This is a genomic window from Pseudomonas sp. JC1203 (genome assembly GCF_056175065.1).
Genome location: NZ_JBWCAM010000007.1, coordinates 224,036 through 242,156, shown reverse-complemented (window position 1 = coordinate 242,156; position 18,121 = coordinate 224,036). Strand labels below are relative to the sequence as shown.

General features: G+C 66.7%; 15 protein-coding genes. 4 read left to right on the top strand and 11 right to left on the bottom strand.

Annotation, left to right across the window (positions count from 1 at the left end; all coding sequences use genetic code 11):
* Positions 1 to 4: 4 nt before the first annotated feature.
* The 7 genes from AC0SZ7_RS13145 to AC0SZ7_RS13115 form a co-directional block, all read right to left on the bottom strand.
* Positions 5 to 991: an ABC transporter substrate-binding protein gene (locus tag AC0SZ7_RS13145; protein WP_475504817.1), complete on the bottom strand. Its 987-nt coding sequence runs from the start codon at positions 989 to 991 to the stop codon at positions 5 to 7.
* Between the two features lie 287 nt (positions 992 to 1,278).
* Positions 1,279 to 2,889 carry a GMC family oxidoreductase gene (locus AC0SZ7_RS13140; protein ID WP_475504816.1) on the bottom strand — a complete coding sequence of 537 codons (1,611 nt, stop codon included), beginning with the start codon at positions 2,887 to 2,889 and terminating at the stop codon, positions 1,279 to 1,281.
* Complete coding sequence (locus AC0SZ7_RS13135) at positions 2,886 to 4,283, bottom strand: purine-cytosine permease family protein (protein WP_475504815.1); 1,398 nt, start codon at positions 4,281 to 4,283, stop codon at positions 2,886 to 2,888. Before AC0SZ7_RS13135 ends, AC0SZ7_RS13140 begins: the two co-directional genes overlap by 4 nt.
* A gap of 182 nt (positions 4,284 to 4,465) precedes the next feature.
* A complete protein-coding gene (locus AC0SZ7_RS13130) occupies positions 4,466 to 5,956 on the bottom strand; it encodes an aldehyde dehydrogenase (protein WP_475504814.1) in 1,491 nt (496 codons plus the stop codon).
* 131 nt (positions 5,957 to 6,087) lie between these two features.
* Positions 6,088 to 7,239 (bottom strand): acetylornithine deacetylase, encoded by a 1,152-nt coding sequence (gene argE / locus AC0SZ7_RS13125; protein WP_475504813.1) that lies wholly within the window; start codon positions 7,237 to 7,239, stop codon positions 6,088 to 6,090.
* Positions 7,232 to 7,906: a DUF1028 domain-containing protein gene (locus AC0SZ7_RS13120; protein ID WP_475504812.1), complete on the bottom strand. Its 675-nt coding sequence runs from the start codon at positions 7,904 to 7,906 to the stop codon at positions 7,232 to 7,234. The genes argE and AC0SZ7_RS13120 overlap by 8 nt, the downstream gene beginning before the upstream one ends.
* Positions 7,907 to 8,113: 207 nt before the next feature.
* Positions 8,114 to 9,496, bottom strand: coding sequence for an aspartate aminotransferase family protein (locus AC0SZ7_RS13115; RefSeq protein WP_475504811.1), 1,383 nt, complete (start codon positions 9,494 to 9,496; stop codon positions 8,114 to 8,116).
* 131 nt (positions 9,497 to 9,627) lie between these two features.
* On the opposite strand from AC0SZ7_RS13115, the gene AC0SZ7_RS13110 reads away from it, so the two are divergent.
* The 3 genes from AC0SZ7_RS13110 (at position 9,628) to AC0SZ7_RS13100 (ending at position 12,195) form a co-directional block, all read left to right on the top strand.
* On the top strand, positions 9,628 to 10,239 hold the full coding sequence (locus tag AC0SZ7_RS13110) for a TetR/AcrR family transcriptional regulator (RefSeq protein WP_475504810.1): 612 nt from the start codon (positions 9,628 to 9,630) through the stop codon (positions 10,237 to 10,239).
* A gap of 213 nt (positions 10,240 to 10,452) precedes the next feature.
* Positions 10,453 to 11,757 carry a flavin-containing monooxygenase gene (locus AC0SZ7_RS13105; protein WP_475504809.1) on the top strand — a complete coding sequence of 435 codons (1,305 nt, stop codon included), beginning with the start codon at positions 10,453 to 10,455 and terminating at the stop codon, positions 11,755 to 11,757.
* Between the two features lie 27 nt (positions 11,758 to 11,784).
* Positions 11,785 to 12,195: a RidA family protein gene (locus tag AC0SZ7_RS13100; protein ID WP_475504808.1), complete on the top strand. Its 411-nt coding sequence runs from the start codon at positions 11,785 to 11,787 to the stop codon at positions 12,193 to 12,195.
* A 141-nt stretch (positions 12,196 to 12,336) separates the two neighbouring features.
* On the opposite strand, the gene AC0SZ7_RS13095 is transcribed toward AC0SZ7_RS13100, so the two are convergent.
* Positions 12,337 to 12,477: a hypothetical protein gene (locus AC0SZ7_RS13095; RefSeq protein ID WP_475504807.1), complete on the bottom strand. Its 141-nt coding sequence runs from the start codon at positions 12,475 to 12,477 to the stop codon at positions 12,337 to 12,339.
* A 176-nt stretch (positions 12,478 to 12,653) separates the two neighbouring features.
* Here AC0SZ7_RS13095 and AC0SZ7_RS13090 point away from each other — a divergent pair, with 176 nt between their 5' ends.
* Positions 12,654 to 13,304: a trypsin-like peptidase domain-containing protein gene (locus AC0SZ7_RS13090; protein ID WP_475504806.1), complete on the top strand. Its 651-nt coding sequence runs from the start codon at positions 12,654 to 12,656 to the stop codon at positions 13,302 to 13,304.
* Between the two features lie 9 nt (positions 13,305 to 13,313).
* On the opposite strand, the gene AC0SZ7_RS13085 is transcribed toward AC0SZ7_RS13090, so the two are convergent.
* The 3 genes from AC0SZ7_RS13085 to AC0SZ7_RS13075 are packed head-to-tail and all read right to left on the bottom strand — an operon-like array spanning position 13,314 to position 18,081.
* A complete protein-coding gene (locus tag AC0SZ7_RS13085) occupies positions 13,314 to 14,495 on the bottom strand; it encodes a beta-barrel domain-containing protein (RefSeq protein WP_475504805.1) in 1,182 nt (393 codons plus the stop codon).
* Complete coding sequence (locus AC0SZ7_RS13080; protein ID WP_475504804.1) at positions 14,492 to 16,651, bottom strand: type I secretion system permease/ATPase; 2,160 nt, start codon at positions 16,649 to 16,651, stop codon at positions 14,492 to 14,494. The genes AC0SZ7_RS13085 and AC0SZ7_RS13080 overlap by 4 nt, the downstream gene beginning before the upstream one ends.
* Entirely contained in the window at positions 16,648 to 18,081 is a 1,434-nt protein-coding gene (locus AC0SZ7_RS13075; RefSeq protein ID WP_475504803.1) for a TolC family outer membrane protein, read from the bottom strand. Before AC0SZ7_RS13075 ends, AC0SZ7_RS13080 begins: the two co-directional genes overlap by 4 nt.
* Positions 18,082 to 18,121 lie beyond the last annotated feature (40 nt).

Here is an 18,121-nt window from a genome sequence, read left to right as displayed (position 1 = left end):
GCTCCTATCGTGGGGTGACGAAGCGGTTGTCGATCAGGTCGCTGTAGCTGACGTTGAACGGTTTGCCCTGCAGGTCGCTGGCGGTCTGGTTGGCCAGCTTGAGCACGGTGGCGGCGTCGCCGGTGCTGCCGGCGGTGCCCAGCAGTTTTTCGCTCATGGCCTGGTCATAGAAGCGCACGCCCTTGGCTGCGGCCGCCAGCTCGGCCGGGTCGGCCAGGTAGCCGCCGACGCCCTTGGCCATGATCGCGTAGGCCTCCTTGGGGTGTTCCTGGGTGTACTGCACGGCCTTGTACAGCCCGGCCACCAGGGCTTTTACGTCTTCTGGCTGCTTTTCCACCACGTCGCAGTTGAGCGCCACCACGTCGACGATCACCCCGGGGGTGCTGCTGCTGTCCACCAGCACCTTGCCCACGTTCTTGTCGCGCACGCTGGTCAGGTGTGGCTCCCAGGTGACGGCGGCAGGCACGCGGCCGGCGATGAAGGCGGTGGCGGCGTCGTCGGCGGTCATGTTCTGGATGGTCAGGTCGCTCATTTTCATGCCGGCATTCTTCAGCAGGTAGGCCAGCCAGAACTGCGACACCGAGCCTTCGTTGACAGCCACGGCCTTGCCCTTGAGGTCTTGCAGGCTGCTGACGTCCTTGCCCACCAGCACGCCGTCGCCGCCGTGGCTTTCATCCAGCGCGGCCACGGCCTTGAAGCAGAACTGCGGGCGGTACTTGAGGATTTCGTCGAGGGTTGAGGCCGAGCCGGACAGTTTGCCCGAGGCCTGGGCCGCCATGTACATGGAGGCTTCCTCGATGGTCGGCAGGTCGACGGTCAGGCCCTTTTCCTTGAAATAGCCCAGGTCCTGGGCCAGGTACAGGGTGCCGTAGCCGACCCAGGTGGTATGGCCGATGGACAGGGTGCCGGCCTGGGCGCCGCTGGCGATGCCGGCGGCGAGGGCGGTGAGGGCCAGCGGGCGCACGCAGCGCGAAACGAAAGACTTGATCATGTGACACTCCCGGAATGTTGGTTTTCTACGTGGTTTCTCGGGGCAGTGGGCGTAACGCCAAAAACGTTCAACGTGGGGTCTCTGACGGACCTTTTGCCTCTGTGCGGCAGGGTCGATGTTGGCCCATGTGGCGGGGCAGGAAAACGATGAAATATGTGGTCGCTAGCGAGGAAAAAGGTTGTTCGGTGCAGGTCGGTTTTTTGTAGGAGCCGGCCTTGGCCGCGATGCAGGCGACGCGCAATCGCGGTGGCCCTATCGCGACCAAGGTCGGCTCCTACAAGTGAGTGTCAGGCTTCAGCGTGCGCCAGGTTCGGGCTCGTTGTCGGCTGCAGCATCATCGCCGCCGCCTTCTCGCCAATCATGATGCACGGCGCATTGGTGTTGCCGCTGATCAGCGTCGGCATGATCGACGCATCCACCACCCGCAGCCCGCGCACGCCGTGCACGCGCAGCTGCGGGTCGACCACGGCCAGCGGGTCGCTGCCCATCTTGCAGGTGCCCACCGGGTGAAACACCGTGGCGGCATGGTTGCGCACGTAGTCCAGCAGTTGCGCGTCGCTCTGCACCTGGGCGCCGGGCAGCATTTCCTTGCCGCGGATGGCGTCGAAGGTGGAGTCGGCCAGAATTCGCCGCGCCAGCTTGATGCCTTCGACCAGCACCTTGGCGTCATGCGGGTCGCTGAGGAAGTTGAAGTCGATCACCAGTTTGCCGTCGCGGTCCAGGCGCAGCTCGCCGATGCTGCCGGGGCGCAGCACGCAGGTGTGCACCGCGTAGCCGTGGCCCCATTCGAACAGCCGCCCACGGTGGCTGCGGTAACCGGGCACGAAGTGAAACTGTACGTCCGGCAGCCCCTCGGCCAAGGGGGTGCGCGCGAAGCCGCCGGCTTCCACGTAGTTGGTGGTCAGCCAGCCCATTTTCCTCACCACGTAGCGCAGGGGCGCGGCGAGGATGGCCGGCAGGGCGCCCGCGGAAAAGCCCAGGGTGAGCGGGCTTTTCGAGCGCACCGTGACCAGGCCGTCGAGGTGGTCCTGGAGGTTCTTGCCGACGCCGGGCAGGTCGTGGCGCACCTCGAGGCCAGCCTGCTGCAACTGCTGCGCCGGGCCGATGCCCGAGGCCAGCAGCAGCTGCGGGCTGCCCAGTGCACCGGCGCTGAGGATGACTTCACGGCGCGCCTTGAGGAAGGTCTGCACGCCGTCGCTGTCCACCACCACGCCCTTGGCTACCTTCTGCTCCAGCACCACTTGCAGCACCGTGCAGTCGGTGACCACGGTAAGGTTGGCGCGCGCCAGCACCGGCGCCACGAAGGCTCGGTAGCTGGACAGGCGCTTGGCGTTTTTCTGTGTCAGGTTGTAGATGCCGCAACCTTCCAGCTGGCGGCCGTTGAAGTCGTCGTTGCGGCGAATGCCGATCTTTTCCGCGGCCTTCACGAACAGCGCCGACACCGGGTTGGGGTCGCGCGCCGCTTCCACGTTCAGTTCACCGCCGCTGCCGTGCAGGGCCGGGTCCTGGCCCAGGCGGTTGTTTTCCGACTGCTTGAAGTACGGCAGCACGCTGGCCCAGTCCCAACCCGGCTGCGCCCAGCGGTCGTAGTCGCTGGCGTGGCCACGGATGTAGATCATGCTGTTCATCGAGCTGGAGCCGCCCAGGGCCTTGCCGCGCGGCGTGTGCAGTGAGCGGTTGGCGAGGTTTTTCTGCGGCGCGGAAAAGAAGTTCCAGCTGTATTTTCGGCTTTTGTACAGGGTGATGGTGCCCGCCGGGGTCTGGATGCGCGGGCTGTTGTCGTGGCCGCCGGCCTCGATCAGGCAGACCTTCACGGCGGGGTCGGCGCTGAGCCGGTTGGCCAGCACGCAGCCCGAAGAGCCGGCGCCGACGATGATGTAGTCGAAATCGGTATTCATGCGTTTCTCCCGGCAGTGCGCAGGGCCGGCGCGCGGAAGCGACGGCTGAGCAGGTAGTAGACCGGTGAGATCACCAGCAGCCCGACGATCCAGGAAATGTCGGCGCCGCCCATGGCCTTGGCCACCACGCCGGTGTACAGCTCGGTGGCCATGAAGGGCACCTGCACCAGCACGCCCAGCACGTAACAGCCCACCGCGGTCCAGTTGAAGGTGCCGTAGATGCCGCCGTCGCGGCGGAAGAACGACGCCACGTCGTAGCTGCCGTGGGCCACCAGGTAGTAGTCCACCAGGTTGATGGCGGTCCAGGGCACCAGCACGTACAGCAGCAACAGGATGAAGTTGGTGTAGTTGGCCATGAAGTCATCCTGGCCCAGCAGCGCCAGGGCCAGGGAAATGCCGAACAGCACCAGTGCGGTAACGGTGCGCGACAGGGCGCCGGCCGACCATTTCGGCACCAGGGTCTGGCCCACGGTGATGGCCGACAGGGTGCCGCAGTACAGGTTCATCGCATTGGTGGCGGCGATGCCCACAGAGAACACGGCCACCACCAGGGTGGCGATGGGGCCGGTCAGTTCGATCAGGCCGGCGATGATGTCGCCGTCAACGCTGAGGCCGACGATCACGCCCAGGGCCATGGGCAGGATGGAGCCCAGGCAGCAGCCCCAGTAGCTGGACCAGAAGGCCGAGCGGCCGCCGGTGTCGGCGGGCATGTAGCGCGAGTAGTCCGACACGTAGGGCGCATAGGCCAGCTGCCACAGCGCCGCCACCGACAGGGTGCCGAGGAAGCCGGGCAGGTTGAAGACGTTGCGTTGCAGGAAGTCGGCGGGCAGGCCGTGCACGGCGACGATCCAGATGAAGCACAGCAGCAGGATGGCGCCCGACAGGTAGGACATCACTCGCGTGTAGGCGTGGATCAGGCGGTAGCCGAACACCGTCGCCACCACGCTGATCAGCCCCACCAGGACAATGCCCAGGTTGGTGCTGACCAGGGTGTATTGGCTGTGCAGCGACTGCCCGCCCAGCACCAGGTTGGAGGCGAAGAAGCCCAGGTACATGATCACCACCAGGGCCACCACCAGCAACGAGCCGTAGGAACCGAACTGGCCGCGGGTCTGCACCATCTGCGGCACGCCCAACTGCGGGCCCTGCGCCGAGTGCAGGGCCATGAACACGCCGCCGATGAGGTTGCCGGCCACCAGCGCCAGCATGGCGGTGATGAAGGGCAGCTTGAACACCGTCACCGCCAGGGCGCCGGTGACCACGGTCAGCAGCATGATGTTGGAACCGAACCAGATGGTGAACAGGTCGCGGGCGCGGCCGTGGCGCTGGTCGGCGGCAATGGGCTGGATGGTGCTCAGCTCCAGGGTGGCGGGCTTGGGGGTGGGGTGATTCATGGCATGCGTTCGCTCTATGGGTGGCGGGCAGATAAATCAAGGACGGGCGGCAGGGTTTTTATTGTTTTGTGGGAGCGGGCTCTGCCCGCGAAAGCGACACCTCGGTATGGCGGTGTTTACGCGGTGTTCTTTTCGCGGGCAGAGCCCGCTCCCACAATAAAAAGTCAGTGTCGTGGTGGCGATCAGCGCAGCTGGAACCAGGTGGTTTTCAGCTGCGTGTACTTGTCGAACGAGTGCAGCGACAGGTCACGGCCAAAGCCCGACTGTTTGCCGCCGCCGAAGGGCACGCACACGTCCAGGGCGTCCACGGTGTTCACCGACACGGTGCCGGCATTCAAGCGCCGTGCCACCCGGTGGGCGCGGTTGAGGTCATCGGTCCACAACGAAGCGGCCAGGCCGTAGATGTGGTCGTTGGCCAGGTGCACGGCTTCGTCCTCGTGGTCGAAGGCGCTGATGGCCAGCACCGGGCCGAATACTTCTTCGCGAGCCAGCCGCATGTCGGCGCTCACCCCGGTGAACAGCGTCGGCTGGATGAAGTTGTTCGAGCCGTTGAAGGTCAGGCGTTCGCCACCGGCCACGCGGCGGGCGCCGCTGGCGTCGGCGTCGGCAATATGTTCCATGATGCGCGCCGCCTGGCTGGCGTCGACGATGGCGCCCATCTTGCTGGCCGGGTCCAGCGGGTCGCCGGGCTGCCAGTCGCGGGCCTTGGCCACCAGGCGTTCGACGAATTCATCATGGATGCTGCGCTCCACCAGCAGCCGCGAGTTGGCCGAGCACACCTCGCCCTGGTTGAAGAAAATGCCAAAGGCGGCTTTCTCGGCGGCCAGGTCCAGGTCCTGGCAGTCGGCGAACACCAGGTTCGGGCTCTTGCCGCCGCACTCCAGCCACACCTGCTTGAGGTTGGACTGCGCGGCGTACTGCATGAAGTATTTGCCCACCTGGGTGGAGCCGGTGAACGCCAGGGCATCGACGTCCGGGTGCAGGCCCAGGGCACGGCCGGCCTGCTCGCCGAGGCCGGTGACCACGCTGAACACGCCCTCGGGCACGCCGGCCTGCAGGGCCAGTTCCACCAGGCGCAGGGCCGAGAACGGTGACTGTTCGGCGGGCTTGAGGATTACGCTGTTGCCGGCGGCCAGCGCCGGGGCCAGCTTCCAGGCAGCCATGTCCAGCGGGAAGTTCCACGGCACCACGGCGGCGATCACCCCCAGCGGCTCGCGGGTGATGGTGGCCAGGGTGCCGGGCCCGGTGGGCGCCACCTGGTCGTAGAGTTTGTCGAGGCTTTCGGCGTACCAGGCGAACACCTGGGCGGCGCCGGGCACGTCGATGTTCCAGGCGTCCATCACTGGCTTGCCCATGCTCAGCGAGTCCAGCAGCGCCAGTTCTTCACGGTGCGCCAGGATCAGCTCGGCCAGGCGCAGCAGCACCGCCTTGCGCTCGCGCGGTGCCATGCGCGCCCACGGGCCGTTGGCGAAGCTGTTGCGCGCCACCTGCACGGCCAGGTCGACGTCGGCGTCGCCACAGGCGGCAACGTCGGCGAGCAGGGCGTTGGTGGCGGGATTGATGACCGCGAAGGTCTCGCCCGACAGCGCCGCATGGGCGCGGCCGTCGATGTGGGCGGTGCTGATGAAGCGTTGTTCGCGGGCCAGGCGTTGCCAGGTGCTGAGGTCGGTCACGGTGGTCTCCAGAATCCATGTCCACGGTTGATGGGGTGATACTGGGCGATGCGTGGCGGGCAGGAAATTAGTAAAAATGTGCTCCGCCTCGATAAAAAACCTCGGCAGTTCCGGCTCCTGCGGTGGTTGCGTTACGGCGTATGCAGATACTCGGCAATACGCCCCAGCATCACATCGCACGCCTCCAATTGCGCCACGCTGACGAACTCGTCGGGCTTGTGCCCCTGGTCCATGCTGCCCGGCCCGCACACCACCGTGGCGATGCCAAGGGCGTCGAACAGCCCGCCCTCGGTGCCGAACGCCACCGTGCCGAAGGCGTCGCTGCCGCAAAACTGCGCAATCAACTGCGCCGCCTGGCTGTGCCGGTCGGTGGCCAGGCCCGGGTAGGCCGATAGTTCGCGGAAGTGGATGGCACTGTCGGCGTGCACCGCCTGCATGCGCGGCAGCACTTCAGTGCGCGCGTAGCGTTGCAGCTGTTCGGCCACCTGGCGCGGGTCTTGGGCGGGGAGGGCGCGCACCTCGAAGTCGAAGCGGCAGTCCTCGGGCACGATGTTCAGCGCCTTGCCGCCGCTGATCACACCGGCCTGCACGGTGCTGAACGGTGGGTCGAAGCGCTCGTCATGGAGCGCCGGCGCGCGCAGCCCGGCGCCGATGCGGCCCAGCTCGCCGATCAGCTGGGCGGCGTACTCGATGGCGTTAACCCCCTGCGGTGCATAGGCCGAATGGCAGGCCGCCCCGTGCACGTCGCAGCGTATGGCCAGCTTGCCCTTGTGGCCCAGCACCGGCTTGAGTTCGGTGGGCTCGCCGATGATGCACAGCAGCGGCCGGTGCGGCCGCTGGGCCAGTTCGGCGAGCAGCGAGCGCACGCCCAGGCAGCCTACTTCCTCGTCGTAGCTCAAGGCGATATGCACCGGCAGGCGCAGCGGCGCGGCCAGCAACGCCGGCACCGCCGCCAGTACGCAGGCAATGTAGCCTTTCATGTCGGCGGTGCCACGGCCGTACAGCTTGCCGCCGTGCTCGGTGAGGCTGAATGGCGGCACGCTCCAGGCCTGGCCGTCGGCGGGCACTACGTCGGTGTGGCCCGACAGCACGATGCCGGGGCGGTCGTCCGGGCCCAGGGTGGCGAACAGGTTGGCCTTGCTGCGCTGCTCGTTGAAGATCAGCTGGCAGGGCACATCGAAGCGGGCCAGGTAGTCGCGCACGTATTCGATCAGTTGCAGGTTGGACTCGCGGCTGGTGGTGTCGAAGGCGATCAGGTCGGCCAGCAGGGCGCGACTATTCATCGCCGGGCACGCCGTAGCTGGGGGCCTTGGTGGGGTCCAGGGCGCGGGTCAGGTAGTCCTGCAACTGCGGGCGGTAGGCGTGCCAAAGCGTTGCCAGGGCATCGATGGGCGCCTCGTCGGCCCAGTCCACGCGCAGGTCGACGATGGGCCAGGTCAGCTCGCCCACCACCACCAGCGCGGCCGAATGCACCGGCCCGGCTTCGCCACCGGCGGCCACGGCGGCCTGCATGGCGGCCAGCAGGCGGTCGGCCAGTTGGCCCTCGCTGGTTTCGAAGGTGCGCACCAGGGTGTCGATCACGCTGCGGTCGGCGAGCATGTTGCCGGCGCCCACGCATTGTTCGCCTGCCACGGCGTTGTGTGTGCCCAGGGTTTCGCTGCCGCTGAAGTGCGCGGCATTGCCCAAGTGGTCCAGGGCGGTGACCTGGCGGTACTGGCTGTAGCCGTTGCTGGTCAGCGCCTTGTCCAGCGCCTGGGCGGGGGTGAGGCCCTGTTCCAGCTGGTCAAGCACCTGCGGGCCCAGGGCCGGCAGGGTGATGTTCTGGGTGGACACCGCGCCAACGCCTGGGCGCAGCCACGGGCAACGGGCGCCCACGGCGATGCTGGAAGAGCTGATGGCAATGCCCAGCTGGCCGGTTTCGGCGCAGCGGCCGACGATGGAAAACGTCATGGGGGTTCGTCCTGTTGAGTGCTCAAGACCATCATGGCCATGGCCCCGGGCGGGCGAAACGAGGATTTTTATCGTCGCAGGTTCGTAAAAAGCTCTGTAACTGAATAATCGCCTGTGCCCAAAAAGGCCAGCGCAGCCTACGGCAGCGGCTACACCCAGTAGCCGCTGCCGCAGGCTGCGCTGGCCCTGACGGGCACCGCGCACACGTTAAAGCACGCCGATCTCGCGTGCGGTGCGGTCCACGGCGATGCGGGTCTTGTCCACCAGTTCGTCCAGCTCCAGCCGCGTGGCCACCAGCGCCGGGGCCATGATCATGCGCCCCAGGGTGCTGCGGATGATCAGGCCTTCCTCGAAGCCGATGGTGCGGCAGCGCCAGGCGATGTCGTTCTCGTTGGCGAAGCGTTGGCGCGTGGCCTTGTCCTGGGTGAACTGCAGCGCCGCCACCAGGCCGATGCCTTGCACCTCGCCCACCAGCGGGTGGTTGCCGAACACCTCGCGCAGGGTGTTCTGCAGGTAGGGGCCGGTGTCTTTCTTTACCTGGGCGACCACGCCTTCGTCACGCAGGGCCTTGAGGTTAGCAATCGCCACCGCCGCCGCCACCGGGTGCCCGGAGTAGGTGAGGCCGTGGGCGAACACGCCGCCGCGCTCCACCAGCGCCTCGGCCATGCGTTTGCACAGGATCAGCCCGCCCATGGGGATGTAGCCCGAGGTCAGGCCCTTGGCGATGGACAGGGTGTCGGGCTCGAAGCCCAGCGCCTGGTGGGCGAACCACTCGCCGGTGCGGCCAAAGCCGCCGATGACTTCGTCGGCGCACAGCAGCACGTCATGTTTGCGGCAGATGCGCTGGATTTCCGGCCAGTAGGTGGCCGGCGGGATGATCATGCCGCCGGCGCCCTGGAAGGGTTCGGCGACGAAGGCGGCGACCTTGTCGGCGCCCAGCTCCAGGATTTTTTCTTCCAGCTGCCGCGCCGCGCGCAGGCCGAATTCCTCCGGCGTCAGGTTGCCTTCGTGGGCGTACCAGTAGGGCTCGTCAATGTGCGCCACGTCGGGCACGGTGCCGCCCATGTCGTGCATGAACTTCATGCCGCCCAGCGCGGTGGCGGCCAGAGTGGAGCCGTGGTAGCCGTTCCAGCGGCCGATCATGATTTTCTTCTCGGGCTTGCCCTGCACCTGCCAGAACTTGCGCACGGTGCGGATCAGCACCTCGTTGGCCTCGGAGCCAGAGTTGGTGTAGATCGCGTGGCTGTAGTGGCCGGGCAGCAGGCTGAACAGCAGCTCGGACAGTTCGATGACCGCCGGGTGGGTGGTGTGGAAGAACATGTTGTAGTACGGCAGTTGCTCCAGCTGCTGGCTGGCGGCAGCGGCCAGGTCCTTGCGGCCGTAGCCCAGGTTGGTGCACCACAGGCCGGACATGCCGTCCAGGTAGCGCTTGCCTTCGTTGTCCCACAGGGCCAGGCGCTCACCGCGCACCATCACCCGCGGGCCTTCGGCGTTCAGGGCCTTCTGGTCGACGAAGGCGTGGATGTGGTGGGCGGCGTCGGCGGCCTGGTAATCACGAGTGCTGCGGGTGGGGCGGGTCTGGTCGGACATTGCCTGGCTCCTGTGGCGGCGGGGTATGGATAAATTATTCGCAGCCAAAAATATTTTTGTAAACAAAATATTTTGCAGGAAAAAGACAAACCCTTACCCTAGGGGCTCCCATGCCGCAGCCCAGAGCCCCCATGACCGGTCTACGCGAAAGACAGAAAGAACAGCGCCGCCAGATCATCGCAGAGGCGGCCCTGGCGTTGTTCATCAGCCAGGGCTTTGTCGCCACCACGCTTGAGCAGATCGCCAACCGCGCCGGGGTCTCGGCGCCCACGGTGGTAAACTATTTCGGCGGCAAGCAGGAGATTTTGCTGACCCTGCTCAAGGGCCCCGACCAGCAGGCCATGGCAGAGGCGCGGGCGCACCTGGGCGACGACTCCGACCCGCTGGAAGCCCTGTGCGAACTGGAAGGGCTGATGACCCGCTACCAGCTGCAGGCCATGCCGGCCACCTTGTGGCGCGAGCTGGCGCCGTTCCTGTTCACCGGCGAATTTGCCGCGGTGCTGCAGCCCTGGAACGACGCGGTGGTGGCCGAGACCCGCGCGTTGCTGGCGCACTTCCAGCGCCTGGGCAAGGTGCGCGCCGAGGTGGACATTGACGTCGCGGCGACGCTGTTCAACCAGTATGCGAACCTGGCGTTTATCCGCCTGGCCACCGAGCCTGCTCCCGATCGCGCCGCCCATGCCGCGCACATGCGCGCCATGCTCGGGCTGCTGTGCCATGGCCTGCTGGCTGCGCGGTGCTAGTGACGCGGCCTGACGGCCGCTGCTACAGGTAACGCGCTGTAGCAGCTGCCGGAGGCTGCGTCACTAGCGACGCGGTTCTTCGGCCGCCTAGCTTTTTCCTGCCCTGCGACCACAAAAAACCTCATTTCGCCCGCCACCGTCCTTGCACAGAATGCGCTCAAGAGCACCCACCTGACCGAACCACTTCGGCACGCTTTTGAGAAGGACACAGACATGACAGTGGCAACCGTGGAAATCGATACGCTTATCGTCGGCGCCGGCCAGGCCGGCGTGGCCATGAGTGAGCACCTGGGCAAGCTGGGTGTGCCGCACCTGGTGCTGGAGCGCAACCGCATCGCCGAGCGCTGGCGCACCGGCCGCTGGGATTCGCTGGTGGCCAACGGCCCGGCCTGGCACGACCGTTTTCCCGGCATGGAATTCGATGACCTGAGCCCCGACGGTTTTGCCCCCAAGGAGCGCGTGGCCGACTACTTCGAAGCCTATGCACGCAAATTCAACGCGCCGATCCGCACCGGCGTGGAGGTGAAGAAGGTGCAGCGCAACGTCGGCCGCCCCGGCTTCACCGTGGTGACCAGCGAGGGCGTCATCGAGGCCAACCGCGTGGTGGTCGCCACCGGCCCGTTCCAGGTGCCGGTGATTCCGGCCATTGCCCCCAGGAACGTGCCGTTGACGCAGCTCCACTCCGCCGACTACCGCAACCCGCAGCAGCTGCCGGCCGGCGGCGTGCTGGTGGTGGGCGCCGGGTCCTCCGGCGTGCAGATCGCCGATGAACTGCGCCGCGCCGGCCGCGATGTGTACTTGTCGGTGGGCCAGCACGACCGGCCGCCACGCGCCTACCGCGGGCGGGATTTCTGCTGGTGGCTGGGGGTGCTGGGCGAGTGGGACGCGGCGGCCATGAAACCGGGCCGCGAGCACGTCACCATCGCCGTCAGCGGCGCCCATGGCGGGCGCACCGTGGACTTCCGCGAACTGGCGCAGCAGGGCATGACCCTGGTGGGCCTGACCCAGGCCTTCGACGGCGCGGTGGCGCGCTTCCAGCCCGACCTGGTCGACAACCTCAAGCGCGGCGACGACAACTACCTGGCGCTGCTGAACGCCGCCGATGCCTACATCGAGCGCAACGGCATCGACCTTGCGCCCGAGCCCGGCGCGCGCCGGGTGTTCGCCGATGCGCCGTGCATCAGCCAGCCGCTGCAGCAACTGGACCTGCTGGCAGCCGGCGTCAGCACCATCATCTGGGCCACCGGCTTTGCCACCGACTACACCTGGCTGGCCGTGGACGCCTTCGACGCCAAGGGCAAGCCGACGCACCAGCGCGGTGTGTCCACCGAACCCGGCGTGTATTTCCTGGGCCTGCCGTGGCAGTCGCGGCGCGGTTCGTCGTTCATCTGGGGCGTGTGGCACGACGCCAAGTACATTGCCGACCAGATCGCCATCCAGCGCCAGTACGCCGCCTACCACCGTGATGCCAGCCTGCGTCAGGCCCCGGTCGCGGAAAAAACCACTGTCAGCGCCTGATTTCTGCCATTTGCCAAGGAGCCACCGATGCCAACCCATACCCGTATTCGCATGTTCAACACCAAGGAAACCTACCCCAACCAATCCCTGGACAACGACCTGTGCCAGGCCGTGCGCGCCGGCAACACCGTGTACGTGCGCGGCCAGGTGGGCACCGATTTCGAGGGTAACCTGGTCGGCCTCGGCGACCCCCGCGCCCAGGCCGAGCAGGCAATGAAAAACGTCAAGCAATTGCTGGAAGAGGCGGGCTCGGACCTGTCGCACATCGTCAAGACCACCACCTACCTGATCGACCCGCGTTACCGCGAGCCGGTGTACCAGGAAGTGGGAAAATGGCTGAAGGGCGTGTTCCCGATTTCCACCGGGCTGGTGGTGTCGGCGCTGGGGCAGCCGCAGTGGTTGATGGAGATTGATGTGATTGCGGTGATTCCGGGTTAATCATTGGCGGCGGACGCCGCCTGCGGCAGCTGCTACAGGGCGGCATCGTTTGCATCGCGGCCAAGGCCGGCTCCTACCACGCACGGCGTAGGAGCCGACTTTAGTCGCGATGCAGGCAACGCGGCTTCAAGAAAATTGCTGCTACGGGGCGGTGTCCATGTGCCAGCCCAGGGTCATGATGTTCGTCTGGTCTCGCCAGCGCGACGACAGCAGCACGATGGGGCCGGGTTCCAGGAAGTGGCGGACGTTGGCGACGGGGAAGGATTGTTTCGTGACGGGCATGGGGATCTCCGGGTGGGTTGATCTCCCTTGTTTGGGTATCACGGGCGGAAAAATTCAATTAGTCAGACGATACCCAAAATAAATTGGATCCAGCCGAACGGTAGGCTCACGCTATCGACCCAGTGATGGCACACTGATATATTCCTGCCATCACTCACTCACCTCAGCGTGCAGAAATGAACCCCCTCAAGTCGCTCCTGGCAGCCTGTGTGCTGCTCAGCGGGTGCAATGGAATGCCGACCGCTTACACCACGGACCCCGTCTATGACCAAGCCTTCGTCGTTCATTCAGGGGGGCCATTGCCCTTTATGCTGATGGGCACGGCGGTGCAGTGGAACGCCGATTATGCGGTCACGGTGAAACACATTCCATACCTGCCCGGCGCCGTCTATCAGGGCCAGGCGGACGTGCAGTTCTTCCGTCACAAGGCCGACGGTGCGCCGCTGTGGCGGGCCTATGTGCCAGGCGAGACGCTGACGGCGGTGGGCTTCAATTCCCTCTACGTGCCGGTGAAAGGCCAGGGCCGCGCACTGTCGGCCATGGTGCGGCTGGACGCGAAGGAAGGCAACGTGATGTACGCCACCAACGATGCGCCCACGGCCAAGGGCATGTCCGGCGGGCCGGTGTTTGCCGCCGATGGCAAGGTGGTGGGGATCAACGTGGCGTACCTCACCCAGGGCGACCTGGCAGGGCTCAAGCGTGCCGACCTTGCCAATCAGCCACGGGTGAGCATTTTCCTGCCGTATGCCGAGATCACCCGCGAGTGGAACCGTTACCTGGCGCAGTCGCAGCCGTTGAAGGCGCCGACCAACCTGGCCAGCCGCTGATGCAATGCCTTATCGTTCGCGCAGCGCCTCGCGTGCGCGGTTCAGGGGTTTGATCAGGTAGTCGAGCACGGTCTTCTCGCCGGTGCGGATGTCCACCGTGGCGATCATCCCTGGGACGATGGCGAAGGTCTTGCCGGCCTTGTTGCGCAGCACGTCGGCGTTGGTGCGGATGAACACCCGGTAGTAGAAGATCTCCGGCTTGGCCTCGTCCTGGATAGTATCGGGGGAGATGGTCACCACCTTGCCGTCGAGGCTGCCGTAGATGGAATAGTCGTAGGCGGTGATCTTCACCTTGGCTTCCTGGTCGGGGTGGATGAAGGCGATGTCGCGGGGGGCGATGCGCGTCTCGATCAGCAACTGCTCGTCCAGCGGCACGATTTCCATCAGCTTGCCGTTGGGCGGAATCACCCCGCCCACGGTGGTCACCTCGATGTCCTTGACCACGCCGCGCACCGGCGAGCGCAGGGTCAGGCGTTCCAGCGAATCGTTGCGGCCGCGAATCACCGCCACCAGCATGTCCGCCTCGGCGTTGGCCTTGGCCAGGTCTTCGCGGGCGCGCACCATGTAGTCTGAGCGCGCCTCGGTGGCCTTCAGTTCCAGCTCCGAGCGCTGGCGGTTCAGGCGCAGCACTTCGACACGGCTGGAGGCGCCGATCTTCGCCAGGTTCTCGGTAATCTGCAATTCGCTGCGCACCAGCCGCAGCGACTCCTGGATACCCGCCAGGGTCGACTCCAGGCCACGCCGGCGGGTGGTGTACAGCGCGGTCTCGGCGCTGATCAGGTCGGGGTAGCCTTGCAGCGAAGGGGCAAATTTCAGCGGCGTGTCATTTACCTCGGCCTGCAGGCGGTTGACGCTGGCCAGGGCGGCGCGGTACTTGGCCTCGCTTTCACCGACGTTGGACTCGTTTTTCACCGGGTCCAGCTGCGCCAGCACCTCGCCGCGCTCCACCAGCGCGCCTTCGCTGACGTTCAACTGCTTGACGATGCCGCCCTCCATGGACTGGATCACCTGTTCGTGGGAACTGGGGATGACCTTGCCGGTGCCGGTGGACACTTCCACCACCTGGAACCAGTAGGCCCAGGCGAAGAAACAGCCGAGCATGATCGCGCAGCCCCAGATCACCCGGGCGCCACGCACCAGCCCACGGTCGTCGTCGCCGTCCAGGTATGACGCGTGTTCGTAAGTGCTCATGCCTGCGCTCCTTGCGGTTGCTTGAGACGGGCGAGGGCGGCGTCGCGGTGGTCGTCGATGACGATGCGCCCGCCGTCCACCACGATGATGCGCTCCACCAGTTGCAGCAGGCTGATGCGGTGGGTGGCCACCACCAGGGTGCGGCCCTGGGTGAATTGCGCCAGTTGTTCCAGCAGCCGCCGTTCAGTGATGTCGTCGAGGCTGGCGGTGGGCTCATCCAGCAGCAGCACCTGCGGCTGGCGCAACAGCAGGCGCGACAGCAGCAGGCTTTGCCGTTGCCCGCCCGACAGGCCCTGGCCGCCTTCGAGGATCACGTGGTCCATGCCCTTGGGCAGCATGCGCACAAAATCCAGGGCGCCGGTGTGCGACAGCGCGGCGAGGATCTCCTGGTCGCTGGCCTGGCCGGCGCCCAGGGTGATGTTGTCGCGCAGGGTGCCGTGGAACAGCCGCGCGTGCTGGGCCAGCAGGCCGACGTCGCGGCGCAGGTCGGCAGGGTCCAGGTGGGCCAGGGCGATGCCGTCAAGGGTGGTTTCGCCGGTGCTCAGGTCCATGCCGCCGGCCAGCGCCTGCAACAGCGTGGATTTGCCGGCGCCGTTGCGGCCCAGGATGGCGATGTGTTCGCCGGGGCGGATGGTCAGGTTGATGCCGCTGAGGGCCGGCGCCGCTTCTTCGCTGTAGCGGAAGCCGGCCTGGCGGAACTGGTATTCGCCGCGAATCGCCGGCAGGTGCACGCGCTGGCTGCCCTGGGGGTGGTCGACCGGCAGCTGCATGATGCGGTTGAGGCCCTGCAACGCCACCTTGGCCTGTTGCCAGCGGGTGAGCACATGGGTGAGCTGGGCCATGGGCGCCATCATCCGCGATGACAGGATGGACGCGGCCACCAGGCTGCCGGTGGTCAGGTCGCCGGCGATGACCATGGGCGCGCCAAACACGATGACCACGGCGAACACCGCGCTCTGCACGTTCTGGGTCCAGGCCACCAGGCTGTTGGTGAGGTTGCGCAGGCGCAGGCTGCTTTCCGCCGAAGCGGCGTTGTAGTGGTTCCACTGCTGCTGGAAGCGCTGTTCGGCCTGCAGCGCCTTGATGTCGTCCAGGCCCTGGATGGCCTCCACCAGCATGGCGTTGCGCAGGGCTGCCTCGCGCATGGACTCGTTGGCCAGCCGCGCCAGCTTGCGCTGGGCCAGCACCCCGGGCAGCACCATCAGCACCAGGGCGACGATGGGGATGGCGACCAGCGCGCCGCCGATCAGGTAGAACACCAGCAGGAACATCAGGAAGAACGGCAGGTCGGCCAGCGCCGTGGCGGTGCTGGAGGTGATCAGGTCGCGGATCTGCTCCAGCTCGCGCAGCTGCGAAATGAACGAGCCGGTGGAGCGCGGTCGCGCCGAATTGCGCAGGCGCAGGGCGTGGCCGAACACCAGGTCGGACACGCGCAGGTCGGCGCGTTTGCCCAGCAGGTCGGTGATGCGCAGGCGCATGATGCGCATCACGAAGTCAAACACCACTGCCAGCAGCACGCCGCCGAACAGCACGTAGAGGGTGGGCAGCGACTCGGCGGGAATCACCCGGTCGTACACCTGCATGGAAAACAGCACGCCGGCCATGCCCAGCAGGTTGGCCACCAGCGAGGCGATCATTACCTGGGTGTAGGGCCGCAGGTCGCGCAGCACGATGCGCCGGAACCAGTGTTCGTCGAAGGGTTTGACGTAGTCGTCGGTGCGCACGTCGCTGAGCACCTGGGTGGGGCGCAGCACCACCGTGCGAATGGCCTGGCCGGCGAGGGTGGCCGGGTCGATGCGGCTTTGCAGGCCCTGGTCGCCGCTGAAGACGATGCCCAGCTCGCCGTCCTCGCCCACGCTTTCCACCACGCCCACCTGGCCGTCGCGCAGCTGCACCACCAGCGGCGCGCGCCAGCGGCTGAGGCTGCGGCGGTCGAAGCCGGCGAACTTGACGCTCAAGCCCGCCTGGCGCGCCATGTGCCGCACCACGTCTTCCAGGCGTGCGTCGGGTTGCTGCGAGGCAATGCGGATGCTTTCCGGGGACACGTCCAGGCGGTAATGGCGGGCGATGGTCAGCACCGCTTCCAGCCACGGCGCGTAGTCGGCGCGCGGCGGTGGCGCGGCAGGGTCGTGGGGGATGACGATGGCGTCGGTCATGGCAGGATCTCCACGTGCTGGATGGTGCTGTGGTCGATGCCGAAGGCGCGGCGCAGGCCGCCGCTGTTGTACAGGCAATCGATTTGCAGGCGGCGCATGTCGGCCACGGTGTTTTCCAGGTCGAAGCGTGACTGGTAGATCTCCTGCTCGGCGTTCAGCAGGTCCAGCAGCGGCCGGGTGCCCAGTTCCAGGTATTGCTTGCCGTACAGTTCACGGGCCTGGCTGATGCTGGCTTCGCGGGTTTGCAGCGCGCCGAGGCGGCGGTTCAGGCTGGAGGTTTGCGCCTGGGCTTCGGTGAGCCCCTGGCGCGCCTGCAGGCGGGCGGCGTCCTCGGCCGAGTCGGCGGCGCTCAGCGCGTGGCCGGCGGCGCGGGTGCGGGCGCTGGTGGCACCGCCCTGGTAGATCGGCACTTCCAGGTTGAGGAAGATACCCACCTGGGTGCGGTTGATGTCGGGGTTGTTCTGGTTGTAGTCGTTGTCCAGGTACTGGTTCAGCGACGGCTCCAGCGACAGGGTGGGGTAGGCCTGGGCCTTGGCGTTGGCCAGCTCGGCCTGGGCCTGGGTGCGCTGGGCCACGGCGGCCAGCACCGCGGGCAGGGCATCGCCGTTGTCGGGGGCCTGGCACGACTGGTTGAGGCCGGGGGCGAAGGCGTCGGTGACCTGGGGCACGCTGCGTTGCCCCAGCAGGTTCGCCAGGGTGGTCTGCCAGCGCGCGTACTGGGCCTTGTAGTCCTGCAGGGTGGCCAGGCCGCCGTCGGCCCGGGACTGCGCCTGCACCACGTCGGAACGGGTGCTGGCGCCCATGTCACTGCGCTGCTGGGCCAGTTCGACGATGTCGCCGATGCCCTTGATCTGGTCGCGGGCGGTGCCCAGCAGGTTCTGGTAGCGCTGCACCTCGATGTAGGCGTAGGCGGTGTCGCGCGCCACCTGGTCGATGGACAGCAGAATGTTTGCCTGGCTCTGCGCAGCCTTGGCGCGGGCGGCGTCGACCGAGCTGTCGACCTTGCCGAAGTCGTAGAGCATCTGCTTGAGGGAAATGCTGATGGCCTGGGTGTTGCGGTCGCCGTCATAGCCGCTGTCGTAGCCGCCCTTGATGCCACCGGTGACCTGGGGGTAGTAGCCGGCCTGGGCGACGTTGATGTTCTCGCCCTGTTGCATCAGGGTGCCCACGGCCTCGGCGATGCTGGGGTGCCAGTCCACGGCCACGCGGATGGCTTGTTCCAGGCCCAGGCGCTGTTCACTGGCGCTGACCGTGCGCGGCGCCGCGGGCGCGCGGGCGGGCTTGCCGGGGTTGGGTTGCAGTTTGGTCGGGCTGATGACGCTGAGCCCGGGTTCCAGATGATCGTCGGCAAGGGCCGACACCGTGATGCAATGCTGCAGGCCGACGGACAGCACGACCGCCGACAACTTCGAAAGGCGAACTGGCTTCACTGGGTTCCCTTACTGTTATTAGGTTCTTCCTGAATTAACC

Excerpts from the sequence above, each read along its gene's own strand:
- AC0SZ7_RS13145 (WP_475504817.1), bottom strand. The coding sequence starts at position 991 with ATGATCAAGTCTTTCGTTTCGCGCTGCGTGCGCCCGCTGGCCCTCACC.
- AC0SZ7_RS13140 (WP_475504816.1), bottom strand. The coding sequence starts at position 2,889 with ATGAATACCGATTTCGACTACATCATCGTCGGCGCCGGCTCTTCGGGC.
- AC0SZ7_RS13135 (WP_475504815.1), bottom strand. The coding sequence starts at position 4,283 with ATGAATCACCCCACCCCCAAGCCCGCCACCCTGGAGCTGAGCACCATC.
- argE (WP_475504813.1), bottom strand. The coding sequence starts at position 7,239 with ATGAATAGTCGCGCCCTGCTGGCCGACCTGATCGCCTTCGACACCACC.
- AC0SZ7_RS13120 (WP_475504812.1), bottom strand. The coding sequence starts at position 7,906 with ATGACGTTTTCCATCGTCGGCCGCTGCGCCGAAACCGGCCAGCTGGGC.
- AC0SZ7_RS13115 (WP_475504811.1), bottom strand. The coding sequence starts at position 9,496 with ATGTCCGACCAGACCCGCCCCACCCGCAGCACTCGTGATTACCAGGCC.
- AC0SZ7_RS13110 (WP_475504810.1), top strand. The coding sequence starts at position 9,628 with ATGACCGGTCTACGCGAAAGACAGAAAGAACAGCGCCGCCAGATCATC.
- AC0SZ7_RS13105 (WP_475504809.1), top strand. The coding sequence starts at position 10,453 with ATGACAGTGGCAACCGTGGAAATCGATACGCTTATCGTCGGCGCCGGC.
- AC0SZ7_RS13100 (WP_475504808.1), top strand. The coding sequence starts at position 11,785 with ATGCCAACCCATACCCGTATTCGCATGTTCAACACCAAGGAAACCTAC.
- AC0SZ7_RS13095 (WP_475504807.1), bottom strand. The coding sequence starts at position 12,477 with ATGCCCGTCACGAAACAATCCTTCCCCGTCGCCAACGTCCGCCACTTC.
- AC0SZ7_RS13090 (WP_475504806.1), top strand. The coding sequence starts at position 12,654 with ATGAACCCCCTCAAGTCGCTCCTGGCAGCCTGTGTGCTGCTCAGCGGG.
- AC0SZ7_RS13085 (WP_475504805.1), bottom strand. The coding sequence starts at position 14,495 with ATGAGCACTTACGAACACGCGTCATACCTGGACGGCGACGACGACCGT.
- AC0SZ7_RS13080 (WP_475504804.1), bottom strand. The coding sequence starts at position 16,651 with ATGACCGACGCCATCGTCATCCCCCACGACCCTGCCGCGCCACCGCCG.